12 protein-coding genes are annotated in these 11962 nt (G+C 72.6%); 6 read left to right on the plus strand and 6 right to left on the minus strand.

What is annotated here, in order from left to right:
• The first annotated feature begins 79 nt into the window (after positions 1–79).
• The 4 genes from KUM03_RS08700 to KUM03_RS08715 all read left to right on the plus strand — a co-directional run bounded on the left by KUM03_RS08700 (position 80) and on the right by KUM03_RS08715 (position 3361).
• Positions 80–1018: a diiron oxygenase gene (locus KUM03_RS08700; protein WP_217246453.1), complete on the plus strand. Its 939-nt coding sequence runs from the start codon at positions 80–82 to the stop codon at positions 1016–1018.
• Positions 1019–1091: 73 nt separating this feature from the next.
• Positions 1092–1745, plus strand: a complete 654-nt coding sequence (locus KUM03_RS08705; protein ID WP_217246454.1) for a TetR/AcrR family transcriptional regulator — start codon at positions 1092–1094, stop codon at positions 1743–1745.
• Between the two features lie 31 nt (positions 1746–1776).
• Positions 1777–2100: a hypothetical protein gene (locus tag KUM03_RS08710; RefSeq protein WP_217246455.1), complete on the plus strand. Its 324-nt coding sequence runs from the start codon at positions 1777–1779 to the stop codon at positions 2098–2100.
• Positions 2101–2203: 103 nt separating this feature from the next.
• Entirely contained in the window at positions 2204–3361 is a 1158-nt protein-coding gene (locus KUM03_RS08715) for a C40 family peptidase (RefSeq protein ID WP_217246456.1), read from the plus strand.
• On the opposite strand, the gene KUM03_RS08720 is transcribed toward KUM03_RS08715, so the two are convergent.
• The 5 genes from KUM03_RS08720 to KUM03_RS08740 are packed head-to-tail and all read right to left on the minus strand — an operon-like array spanning position 3325 to position 9098.
• Positions 3325–4587 (minus strand): styrene monooxygenase/indole monooxygenase family protein, encoded by a 1263-nt coding sequence (locus tag KUM03_RS08720; RefSeq protein WP_217246457.1) that lies wholly within the window; start codon positions 4585–4587, stop codon positions 3325–3327. The two genes, KUM03_RS08715 and KUM03_RS08720, sit on opposite strands and share 37 nt — an antisense overlap.
• A 30-nt stretch (positions 4588–4617) precedes the next feature.
• Positions 4618–5259 carry an ATP/GTP-binding protein gene (locus tag KUM03_RS08725; protein WP_217246458.1) on the minus strand — a complete coding sequence of 214 codons (642 nt, stop codon included), beginning with the start codon at positions 5257–5259 and terminating at the stop codon, positions 4618–4620.
• Complete coding sequence (locus KUM03_RS08730) at positions 5240–5683, minus strand: DUF742 domain-containing protein (protein WP_073724239.1); 444 nt, start codon at positions 5681–5683, stop codon at positions 5240–5242. Before KUM03_RS08730 ends, KUM03_RS08725 begins: the two co-directional genes overlap by 20 nt.
• On the minus strand, positions 5680–6183 hold the full coding sequence (locus tag KUM03_RS08735; RefSeq protein WP_073724241.1) for a roadblock/LC7 domain-containing protein: 504 nt from the start codon (positions 6181–6183) through the stop codon (positions 5680–5682). Before KUM03_RS08735 ends, KUM03_RS08730 begins: the two co-directional genes overlap by 4 nt.
• Positions 6180–9098, minus strand: a complete 2919-nt coding sequence (locus KUM03_RS08740; protein WP_217246459.1) for a nitrate- and nitrite sensing domain-containing protein — start codon at positions 9096–9098, stop codon at positions 6180–6182. Before KUM03_RS08740 ends, KUM03_RS08735 begins: the two co-directional genes overlap by 4 nt.
• 462 nt (positions 9099–9560) lie before the next feature.
• On the opposite strand from KUM03_RS08740, the gene KUM03_RS08745 reads away from it, so the two are divergent.
• Positions 9561–10352, plus strand: a complete 792-nt coding sequence (locus tag KUM03_RS08745; RefSeq protein WP_217246460.1) for a protein phosphatase 2C domain-containing protein — start codon at positions 9561–9563, stop codon at positions 10350–10352.
• Between the two features lie 31 nt (positions 10353–10383).
• On the opposite strand, the gene KUM03_RS08750 is transcribed toward KUM03_RS08745, so the two are convergent.
• Positions 10384–10878 carry a MarR family transcriptional regulator gene (locus KUM03_RS08750; protein WP_217246461.1) on the minus strand — a complete coding sequence of 165 codons (495 nt, stop codon included), beginning with the start codon at positions 10876–10878 and terminating at the stop codon, positions 10384–10386.
• 256 nt (positions 10879–11134) lie between these two features.
• Between KUM03_RS08750 and KUM03_RS08755 the strand changes: the two genes are divergently transcribed.
• A complete protein-coding gene (locus KUM03_RS08755) occupies positions 11135–11962 on the plus strand; it encodes a lysozyme (RefSeq protein ID WP_217246462.1) in 828 nt (275 codons plus the stop codon).

An 11962-nucleotide genomic window follows, 5' to 3' on the forward strand; every position in this document is an offset into this window, starting at 1 on the left:
GACGCGCTTGCTGACGCGCAGTCTCATAAGTCGGAGCGAGTCAGAGTGACCCCGGGTAACACGACGAGGTGGGACAGCCATGAGGACCCTGACGGAAGCCGACGCGCTCGATGGCCTGCGCGACGCGCTGGGCCTGCTCAAGGACCGGGAACAGGTGGCCGAGCGACTGCTCGAATCCTCCGCCAGGCACTCCTTCGACCCGGACGAGGAACTGGACTGGGACGCCCCCTTCGAGGAGGGCAAGTGGTTCTGGCCGCCGGAGCTGGTGTCGTTGTACGACACCCCGATGTGGAAGCGGATGAGCGAGGAGCAGCGCATCCTGCTCTCCCGGCACGAGGCCGCCGCGCTCGCCTCGCTCGGCATCTGGTTCGAGCTGATCCTCATGCAGTTGCTGGTCCGGCACATCTACGACAAGGCGGCGACGAGCGCCCACGTGCGCTACGCGCTCACCGAGATCGAGGACGAGTGCCGGCACTCGAAGATGTTCGCCCGGCTGATATCCCGGGGCGACACCCCGTGGTACCCGGTGAGCCCCGTCCACCAGCACCTGGGCCGCCTCTTCAAGACGATCTCCACCACGCCGGGCTCCTTCACCGCGACCCTGCTCGGCGAGGAGGTCCTGGACTGGATGCAGCGGCTGACCTTCCCCGACGAGCGCATCCAGCCGCTGGTCCGGGGCGTCACCCGCATCCACGTCGTGGAGGAGGCCCGGCACGTGCGCTACGCCCGTGAGGAGCTGCGCCGCCAGATGGTGACCGCGCCGAAGTGGTCGCGGGAGTTCACCCGGCTCACCTCCGGCGAGTTCGCCCGCGTCTTCTCCGTCGCCTTCGTCAATCCCGAGGTGTACACCAACGTCGGCCTGGACCGGCGCGAGGCCATGGCACAGGTCAAGGCCAGCGGCCACCGCCGGGACATCATGCAGACCGGCGCGAAGCGCCTGACCGACTTCCTGGACGACATCGGGGTGCTGCGCGGGGTCGGGCGGCGGATGTGGCGGTCGTCGGGGCTGCTGGCGTAGCCCTCCCCGGCAACGGCCGGTCCGTTCCGCCGGCGTGGGTGGCCGCCGGGGTCCGCGGGTTACGCTGCGCTTCATGACCCCGCAGGCCCCCACCCCCGCCTACCGCCGGCTCAGTGTCGAGGAGCGCCGCGTCCAGTTGCTGGAGGCCGCGCTCGCCCTCTTCGCCCACCGGCCGCCTCAGGAGGTCTCCCTGGACGACGTGGCCGAGCAGGCCGGGGTCTCACGGCCGCTGGTGTACCGGTACTTCCCGGGCGGCAAGCAGCAGCTGTACGAGGCCGCGCTCCGGTCGGCCGCCGACGAGCTGCGGCTGTGCTTCGACGAGCCGCGCGAGGGCCCGCTGCTGGACCGGCTCTCCCGCGCCCTGGACCGCTACCTCACCTTCGTCGACGAGCACGACACCGGCTTCAGCGCCCTGCTGCGCGGCGGCAGCGTGGCCGAGACCTCCCGTACGTCCTCCATCGTGGACGGCGTACGCCGGGCCGCCGCCGAGCACATCATGAGCCACCTGGACGTCGCCGAACCCGGCCCGCGGCTCCACATGACCGTCCGGATGTGGATCACGGCGGTGGAGGCGGCGTCGCTGATGTGGCTGGACGAGGACAAGCAGCCGTCCCTCGACGAGATGCGGGACTGGCTGGTGGAGCAGTTCCTCGCCGTGCTGACGGTCACCGCCCGCCGCGACCCGCAGACGGCGGCACTGGTCGAGGCGCTCGCGGCGGACCTCTGACAGCGGCCGGCGGATCACCGAGACTGGTGCCGTGAAGAGCGAAGACACCCCCTTCGAGGGCGGCCCGATGGACGGGCGGGTGCTGCCCGTGCTCGTCGGGATGACCGGGCACCCGCCGAAGACCTACCGCATCCCCGTACCCGACCCGGACGGCGGCCCGCCCACCGTGCTCGTGTACCGGAGGGAGCCCCGGGACGCGCGGGGCGGGCTGCGGTTCGCCCGTTGGAAGTACGTCCACGACCCGGATGGCAAGAAGGCTTCCGGCCGGAAGTGGCCCTGGTCGAAACCGGACCGCCCCGCAGCCGCCGATCCAGACGCCACGCCGGGTGGCAAGCCGGACGACGCCGACGGGTGACCCCGTTGCGCCGAACCGCGCACACTCGGCGCGCGGAGCCGGCCGGCCCGCCACATGCTCACCGTGCGGAGCGGACCCACCGCCCCGCACCGGAGGTGATGGCGTGTCAGGAAGGCTTCTGCGTCTGGTGTGTACGGCCGCGTTGGCGGCCGGGATCGTGTGCGTGCCCGGGCCCGCCGCGGCCGAACCCGCGCCCGGCACGGCCGAGGACCGTTCCGTGGCCGGGCTGCTGACGGATCTTCAGCGGCTGTACCGGGAGGCGGAGAAGGCCACCGAGACCTACAACGGCACCGAGGAGCGCCTGAAGAAGCAGCGCGCCGAGGTGCGGCGGCTGGACGCGGAGCTGGCGCGGACCCGCCTGTCCCTGCACGACAGCCGTGGCGCGGCCGGGCGGCTGGCCCGGCAGCAGTACCAGAACAGCGGCAACCTCTCCCCGTACCTGCGCCTGCTGCTGGCCCGCGACCCGCAGCACGCGCTCGACCAGGGCCATGTGATCGGCCGGCTGGCCCGCGAGCGGGTCGAGACCGTAGGCCGCCTGACCGGTGCGGAGAAGAAGGCCGAGGACCTGGCCCGGCGCTCCCGCCAGGCACTGGACCGGCAGGTCGCGCTCGCCGAGCGCCAGGAGGAGCAGCGGGACGACGTGCGCGAGCGGCTGCGCGCCGTGGAGGAGCTGCTCGCCTCGCTCACCCCCGAGGAGCTGGCCGCGCTGGCGGAGCTGGAGGAGAGCGGGATCGCCGAGGAGCAGGAGCGGTTCCTGGCGTCCGGCGCGCTCGGCGACGACGCCAAGCCGTCCGCCGGGGGCAAGCGGGCGGTGCGCTTCGCGGTGGAGCAGCTCGGCAAGCCGTACGAGTGGGGCGCGGAGGGCCCGGCCACCTACGACTGCTCGGGACTGACCTCCGTGGCCTGGCAGCGGGCCGGGACGCCGATCCCGCGGACCAGCCAGGAGCAGTGGGCGCGCCTGGAGCGCGTGCCGCTGGACGAGCTGCGCCCCGGTGACCTGGTCGTGTACTTCCCCGAGGCCACCCACGTGGCGATGTACCTCGGCGACGGCATGGTCGTCCAGGCACCGCGCCCCGGCGCCGAGGTCAAGGTGTCACCGATCGCCGCCAACCCGGTGCTGGGCGCCGTACGGCCCGACCCGGGCGGGGAGCCGCTCGGGCGGTACACGCCGCCGAGGCTCCCCGCGGGGGCGACGGACGGGTCGGACCAGGGGTACGCCGACGCCTACGCGCCCGCGGCGCCCGAGACCTCCATCAGGTAGCCCTCGGTCTTCGCCGGGTCGTAGAAGAAGTTCTCGAAGTCGGCCGGGTCGTTGAAGCCGTTGGCGAAGCGGTCGGCGACGGGCTGGAGCTGGCCGGCGGCGCCGATCAGGTTGAGGATGTGCTCGGGCGGCGGGGCGAGCATGGCGTTGGTCCACTTGGTGACGTGCTGGGCGGTCTCCCAGTAACGGTCGAAGGTCTGCCGCATCCAGGTCTCGTCGAACTCCTTGTCGCCGTGCTCGAGGATCGACGCGAGGTAGGAGGCGGCGCACTTGGAGGCGGAGTTGGAGCCCTGGCCGGTGATCGGGTCGTTGGCGACGACCACGTCGGCGACGCCGAGGACCGCGCCGCCGCCGGGGAGGCGGCCGACCGGGTTGCGGACGGTGGGGGCGTAGCGGCCGGCGAGGGTGCCGCCCGCGTCGGTCAGCTCGACCTTGGTGGCCCGCGCGTACTCCCACGGGAGGAACTTCTCCATGAGTTCCAGGGTCAGGGAGAGGTGCTCCGAGGGGTCCTTGACGTCCTTGAAGGCGTCCAGCGGGCCGCCGGGTATGCCCTCCCAGAACAGGATGTCGGCGCGGCCCGAGGTGGTGAGGGTCGGCATGATGAACATCTCGCCGACGCCCGGGACCAGGTTGCAGCGGACGGCCTCCGTCTCCGGGTGCTCCGGACGCGGGCCCATCCCGTGCACGTAGGCGACGGCGAGGGCGCGCTGCGGCTCGCTGTACGGGGACCTCTCCGGATCGCGGCCGAACATCTGGACCAGTTCGCCCTTGCCCGCCGAGACGAGGACGAGGTCGTAGGCGCGGGAGAAGTAGTCGAGGTCGCCGACGGCCGCGCCGTGGATGACGAGCTGGCCGCCGCGCTGGGCGAAGGTCTCCATCCAGCCGGCCATCTTCACCCGCTGGTCGACGGACTGTGCGATGCCGTCGAGGCGGCCCAGCCAGTCGATGGCGCGCTGCGAGGGGCCCGGGTCGAAGGAGCCGGGGGCCGCGACCGAGACGCCGAGTCCTTCGATCTTCGGGGCCTGGGACTCCCAGAAGTTCAGCTGGAGATCGCGCTCGTGCTGGAGTGCCGTGTGGAACATGCACTGCGTCGACATGACCCGGCCGGTGCGGATCTCGTCCGCGGTCCGGTTGGACATCAGGGTGACCTCGTAGCCGTGCGACTGCAGGCCGAGGGCGAGCTGGAGACCGGACTGGCCGGCTCCGACGACGAGTATCTTCCGCATGCGGTTTTCCGTCTCCTACTCGGGGGTCGTCTACTCGGGTGTTTCGTCGAGCGCGTGGCCCACGAGGGACAAGAGGGTCTCGATGGCCGAGATCCGGCGGCGCGCGTCCATGATCATTACAGGTATGTGCGCGGGGATCGTCAACGCCTCCCGCACGTCCTCCGCCTGGAACAGCTCGCTGCCGTCGAAGTGGTTAACGGCGACGACGTACGGCAGTCCGCAGCTCTCGAAGTAGTCCAGGGCCGGGAAGCAGTCCTTCAGGCGGCGGGTGTCGGCCAGGACGACGGCGCCGATCGCGCCGCGCACCAGGTCGTCCCACATGAACCAGAACCGCTGCTGTCCCGGCGTGCCGAACAGGTAGAGCACCAGGTCGTCGTCGAGCGTGATGCGGCCGAAGTCCATGGCCACGGTGGTGGTCAGCTTGCCCGGGGTGGCGGTGAGGTCGTCGGTCTCCTCGCTCGCCTCGGTCATCAGCGCCTCGGTCTGCAGGGGCGTGATCTCCGAGACGGCGGTGACCAGGGTGGTCTTGCCGACGCCGAACCCGCCGGCCACCACGATCTTCGTGGCTACGGGCGCGCGTGTGCGGTCCGTCTGCCAGGGCTGCATGGGCTCGTCCGGGTCGACGAGCGGGGAGACGCCGGAGGCGGCGGCGTCAGAGACGACGGAGTCCACTGAGCACCCTTTCGAGCAGAGCGCGGTCCGGACGGCCCGTTCCGTGGCCGGTTCCGGTGCCGTACACACGGATCTTTCCCTGGTCCGCCAGGTCGCTGATGAGGACGCGGACCACACCGAGCGGCATCTTCAGCAGCGCGGCGATCTCGGCCACCGTACGCATACGGCGGCACAGTTCGACGATGGCCCGCATCTCCGGCATCACACGGGAGGTGAGCGAACCGTTCGTGAGTTCCTTGCGCTCCTCGGCGGCCTCCAGCGCGGCGGTGCCGGCCGTGGCGCCGACGAACGTCTCCACGAGCAGGACGTGGCCGAAGCGGGTGCGGCCGCCGGTGAGCGAGTAGGGGCGTACGCGGGCGGGCTTGCGGTCGGCGCCGCGTACGGGGAGGTTCCCCCGGCCGTTCTTCTTGGGGGTGCTGCTCATCGGAGACTCCCCGTCGACTCGGACTCCAGGGATTGCCGCAGCTCGCTGCGGAGTTCGGGGGTCAGCACGTGGCCGGCGCGGCCGACGAAGAGCGCCATGTGGTACGCGACGACGCTCATGTCGCAGTCCGCGGAGCCGTGCACGCCGAGCAGCGAGCCGTCGCTGATCGACATCACGAAGAGGCTGCCCTCGTCCATGGCGACCATCGTGTGCTTCACGTTGCCGTAGTCCATCAGCCGGGCGGCGCCGATGGTGAGGCTGCCGACGCCGGAGACGACCGTGGCGAGGTCGGCGGCGGAGCCGCGCGGTCCGGCGCGGCGCACGGCCTGTGCCTCGCGGGCCGCGTCGTTCCGCTCCTGGTCGGAGGAGAGGAGCAGCAGGCCGTCGGAGGAGACCACGGCGACCGATTGGATGCCGGGGACCTCCTCGACGAGGTTGGTCAGCAGCCAGTGGAGATTGCGGGCTTCACTGCTCAGTCCGAAGGTACTGGGCGCGGTCAACTGCTTGCCTCCTCGACAGTGCCCCCCGTGGCTTCTTCGGTTGTCCCCGCTGCGGCGGACGGCGCCTCGTGCTGCTCCGTCCGGTCGGCTATCTCGGCCTCGACGTCGCGCCGGCCGGCCTCCGCACCGCGGCGGAACCCTCCCAGGCGACGGCGGAGTGCTTCGGCGTCCACGGAACCCGAGGTGCGCGGCTTCGGTGCCGCGGCGGGGGTGGTGAGTTTCGGGGTCCGCTTGGGCAGGCCCTTGGCGGTGACGGGCTCGGCGGCCGCTTCGCCGTCGGTGTCCTCGTCGGCCCGCGACGTGCCCTCGTCCGGCGTGCGGTCGTGGGCCTCGGGGCCGATGGCGTACGGGTCGGGTGCGGGCTCCGGGTCCGGCTCCGGTGTCCGGTCCTGGCGCTGATCGTGGTCCTGGGGACCCGCCTGAGCGGGGATCAGCAGCGCCATCGTGGAGTCGTCGGGGAGGTCGTGGCCCGGGGCCGGCGCGGTCTCCGGCTCCGGGGCCGTCTCCGGTCCGGTGGCGGCCGGGGCCGTCTCCGGTCCGGCGGCGGCCGGGGGCGTCTCCGGGTCCGCCGTCGGCTCCGTGCCCTCCGGCTCTCCGGCGTCCTCGGGCTCGTCCGCCGCGTCGGCCTCCGCCCGCCGTACGGCCTGCTCCGCCGAGGCGACGAGCGGGTCCGCGTCCTTGTGCGCGCCCTTCTCCGCGCGGCCGTGCAGGACGTTGGAGTTGGCCTCCGCGTCGGCGCCCGGCAGCGAGAAGGACCCGGTGTCGGTCATCGGCACGCTCGGTGCCAGCGCCGCCGGCGGGGCCGCCGCGAGGAGCGGGCCGGGCAGGACCACGACGGCCGCGACACCGCCCTGCTTCTGCTCCCGCAGCCGCACCCGTGCCCCGTGCCGGTGGGCGAGCCGGGCCACCACGTACAGGCCGAGCCCGAGACCGTCGTCGCCCTCGTGCTCGTAGGGCGCGTCCGGGTCGAAGTCGGTGAGGCGGCCGTTGAGGCGCTGGAGGCGTTCGGTGGCCATGCCGATGCCCTCGTCCTGGACGGAGAGCATCACCTCGCCGTTCTCCAGCAGCCAGCCGGAGACCTCGACGGGCAGGTCCGGCGGCGAGAAGGAGGTGGCGTTCTCCATCAGCTCGGCCAGCAGGTGGGAGAGGTCGTCGGCGGCGAAACCGGCCACGTGCGCGTGCGGCGGCAGCGCGGCGATGCGGACCCGCTCGTACCGCTCGATCTCGCTGACCGCGGCCCGGACCACGTCGACCAGCGGCACCGGTGAGGCGCTGTGCTGGACGTGCTCGGTGCCGGCGAGGACGAGGAGGTTCTCGCTGTGCCGGCGCATGACGGTGGCGAAGTGGTCGAGCTTGAACAGGGTGGCCAGGCGGTCCGGGTCCTGCTCGCGCTCCTCCAGGCTCTCGATGACCGCGAGTTGCCGCTCGACCAGGCCGAGGGTGCGCAGCGCCAGGTTCACGAAGGTGGAGCCGATGCTCTTGCGGACGACGTCCAGCTGGGCGGCGGAGCGGTCGAGTTCGGCGCGCAGCTCCTCGCGGGCGTCGGCCATCTTCTGCCGCTGGCCGACGAGGTGCTTGCGGTCGGACTCCAGGGTGTTGACGCGCTCGGCGAGCGTGACGGCGTGCGCGTGCAGGGCATTGACGGAGCGGACGACCTGGGCGAACTCGTCGTCGCGGCCGGTGAAGGCGACGGCTTCCTCGGCCGTCGGGTCCTGAGCCTCCGCGAGCCGGGCCGACCCGCGGCGCAGTACCGACAGCGGGCGGGTGAGGGTGCGGGCCATGGCGGTGGCGATGCCCACGGCGACCAGGAGGAGGGCGGCAAGGGCGGCGATCCGGATCTCCAGCGCGGTGACGTCGTCGTCGCGCAGCTTCTCCAGGTCCGTGACGCGCTTCTCGTAGAGGGCGGACTCGGCGCCGCGCATGGCGTCGACGCGGGCGGAGAGCGCGGCGTCGAGCCGCTTGGGGCTGGTCTCCAGGTCGTCGTCGGAGAGCGTCGGCTCGTCGGTGAGGCCGGCAAGGTACTTGTCGGCGGAGTTGACCTCGGGGCCGGCGACCGTGGCGTCGAAGCGGTCCCGGGCCTCCTTGGGCGCGCCCTCCCGGAAGTCGGCGAGGGCGGCGTCGGAGCGCACCCGGGCTTGCTGGGCGGCGGCGGCGAGCGCGTCGCGCTGCTCGGCGTCGGCGTCCGAGGAGGTGGTCGTCTCCGTCGGCAGGCCCGTGATCGGGTCGATGACGGTCTCGGTGGTGCTCGGCACGTTCAGGGCGGCGAGCAGCAGTCCGCGGGTGGCGGAGGCCTGCTGGACGGCGGTGTCCAATTCGGCGAGGGCGTACGCCCCGGCCCCGGCGCGGGGCGGCATCTGCTCGGCCAGTTCCTCGGCCAGGGCGTGGAGTTCGGTGATCGCCTCCGAGTACGCCTCGTGCGCTTCGAGGGCGGTGCTCTTGCCGGTGAGGGCGGCCCGGCGCAGGGCGGCGATGGCGTCCAGGTCCTCGCGCAGGGAGGCGGGCGTGTCGGTGTCGGCGCGCAGCTCCTCGACCTGCCGGTCGACGCGGGCGCTGCGCTGCTCGGAGGGCGCCTTGGACTCGGGGCGGCCCGCGGCGATGTAGGGGGTGACCTCGTCGCGTTCGTCGGCGAGGGAGTGGGCGAGGGTCAGCGCGCCCTGGGTCCGCTCGGCGAGGGTCACCAGTTCCTGGGAGTCGTGCAGCTGCCCGGAGGCGGCCACGACCGACGGGGCTCCGGCTCCGGCGACGGCGGCGGCCACGACCGCCACGGCGACGATGAGCCGGTTGCGTACGTGGGTGGGGCGGCCCTTGCCGACGGGGGCCGCCGGCGGCGCCGGAGTGGAGGTGCCGGGGGTGCGCTCCGCGCTCCCCGCGGGGGCCGTCTGCTTGTCTGTGCGACGAGGCCGCGTCTTCTGCACCGGTGCTCGCATTCCTGACTCGTGTACCCGTGGGCGCGGGTGGCGCTCCGTCAACTGGCCGGCCGGCGCGTGCACCCTCCGCCACGCTCCGGGCCGCTCCCCGGCCGCCGGCTGCGCGTCGGACGGGGGCACCGCGTGAGCAGGGCAGGCCCGCCACCGGTCCCCGACCCTCCCAGTGCCGGTGGGTGGTGGGCGCGCATCGTCCGACCCGCCACCCGAAGGAGTGAACCCCGGACCGGAGTTGGTGGGCAAGTTCCCCCGGCTCGTGCGACTCGCCCGCGCGGCGAGCCGGTTGGACGTCTGGGACGGGCGGTGGCACTATGTGCCGCCACGCGTTGCCGGAGTACCGAATTCCGCCCCAAAAGCGGCGCCTGACCTGCGTCACCGCGCCGATTCCGGGAGAAGTCGAGGAAGGTGCCAGGCTTTTGCGGACGCTGTGAAGGGGTCGTGCAGACTGGCCGGATGCGTACGGAACTCGTCTCGGAACCCGGACTCGCCGACCACCCCAACGAGGACTTCGCGAGCGTCGGACTACCGGCCTCGGGACAGGGTGGTTCGCTCGTCGTGCTGGACGGCGTGACACCACCGCGGGGCGAGACCGGATGTCTGCATTCCGTGCCCTGGTTCACCGCGCGCCTCGGTGGTGCGCTGACCGAACTGACCGTTTCAATGCCGGATGTTCCCCTCGACGACGCCCTGGCCCGCGCCATCGCGCGTACCTCGGCGGCACACGCGGAAACCTGTGAGCTTTCTCACCCCCGCACGCCGCAGGCAACCGTGGCCGTCGCCCGCTGGTCCCCCGCGTCGGTCGAGTACCTGGTCCTGTCCGACTCCGCCCTGCTGGTGGAGGCGCCCGACGGCACCGTCACGGCTCTTCTGGACGACCGGCTGGCCCGGCTGCCCCGCTCGGCCCTCGCCACGGACGCGCTGGTGGACGCCCATTACCGCAACAAGGAGGGCGGCTTCTTCACGGCCGCGGCCGACCCGTCGGTGGCGACGCGGGCGGTGACGGGGGTACTGCCGCGGGGCGAGGTGCGGACGCTGGCCGCGCTGACGGACGGGGCCGGGCGGTGGGTGGAGAAGTTCCGGGAGGGCGACTGGGCGGACTGCCTGGCGCTGGCGCGCAAGCAGGGCGCGCAGGCACTGGTGGACCGGGTGCGGGAGCTGGAGCGCGCCGACGCGGCGGGGCCCCGGTCCTTCCTGGGCCGCAGCAAGACGCACGACGACGCGACGGTGGTGTACGCGGAACTGTGACCGTGCCGGAGGCCGGCCCCGCCCCGCGCCGCTACTTCTCCATCCCCCGGTTCAATTCGTGCAGCAGCCGGGCCAGTTCGGTCACTTCGCGCGGGTCCCAGCCGGCGAGCCGGCGGGCGTACCGGGCACGGCGGGCCTCCCGGACCCGGCCGACGCGGTCCTGGCCCTCCTGAGTCAGGGTGACCAGCCAGGCGCGGCCGTCCGCGGGGTCGGGCTCGCGGGCGACGAGGCCGAGTTCCTCCAGGGCGCGCAGCTGGCGGGACATCGTCGCCTTGCCGACGCCGATGTAGGCGGCGAGTTCCGTGGCCCGCTGCCCCCCGCACTCGCCGAGCCGCACGAGGAGGCCGTAGGCGGACGACTCCAGGTCGGGGTGGACCTCGCGGGCCATCTCGCCCTGGTTGGCCCGGGCCCGCCGCAGCAGGACGGTCAACTCCCGCTCCAGCGCCAGGAACTCCGGTTGGTTCACACCACTGCCGGACACCGCGGATTCGACTCCGCGCCCGTCGCCGTTCCCGTCCTCGTGCACGTCAGCCCCTGCCTCGATTTTCCCGGTCCTGAAAGTTTCCGCCACAAGGCGTCATCGCCGCAGCTCGGCAAGTATTTCGCAGGCTTAGACCAACGGCAGCTCCCGACCCCTCTTCCACCCGGCGTTCTACGTGCGTAGCGTTCCCTCCGGGACAGGCGGATGGCATGCGCACGCCAGCCCGGCGCGCACGCCCCGCACGGTCTCTCCCCACCCGCGCATCCCCCACCGAGCACCACCGAGCCATCGGAGGCACGTCATGCTCGTGCACAGATCGGGATCGGCCCGCGGACGGCGCTTCGCCGTGACCGGGACTCTGCTCGCCGCGTTCTCCCTGCTGTTCACCGTCCCCGCCCACTCCTCGTCGGCCGCCGACACCCCGCCGCGCGGCTCCGCCCACATGGGCATGGGCGTCGTGGAGCACGACGGACAGCACGGCACGCCCGTCCCCGGCCGCGCCGTCCAGACGGAGGGCGTGGACGTCTCCAGCCACCAGGGCAACGTCGCCTGGTCGACCCTGTGGAACAGCGGGGTCAAGTGGGCCTACGTCAAGGCCACCGAGGGGACGTACTACGAGAACCCCTACTTCGCCCAGCAGTACAACGGCTCGTACAACGTCGGCATGATCCGCGGGGCGTACCACTTCGCCACTCCGGACACGACGAGCGGCGCCGCCCAGGCCAACTTCTTCGTCGACAACGGCGGTGGCTGGTCCCGCGACGGCAAGACGCTGCCGGGCGCGCTGGACATCGAGTGGAACCCGTACGGGGCCACCTGCTACGGCAAGACGCAGAGCCAGATGGTCTCCTGGATCCGCGACTTCCTGAACACCTACAAGGCCCGCACCGGCCGCGACGCCGTGATCTACACGGCCACCAGCTGGTGGACCCAGTGCACCGGCAACTACGGCGGCTTCGCGGCGAACAACCCGCTGTGGATCGCCCGGTACGCCTCGTCGGTGGGGACGCTGCCGGCGGGCTGGCCGTACTACACGATGTGGCAGTACACGTCGTCCGGACCGACGGTCGGGGACCACAACAAGTTCAACGGGGCCCTGGACCGGGTCCGGGCGCTGGCCAACGGCTGA

Origin of the sequence: Streptomyces sp. AC602_WCS936 (assembly GCF_019049125.1) — a bacterium.
Lineage (GTDB): Bacteria > Actinomycetota > Actinomycetes > Streptomycetales > Streptomycetaceae > Streptomyces.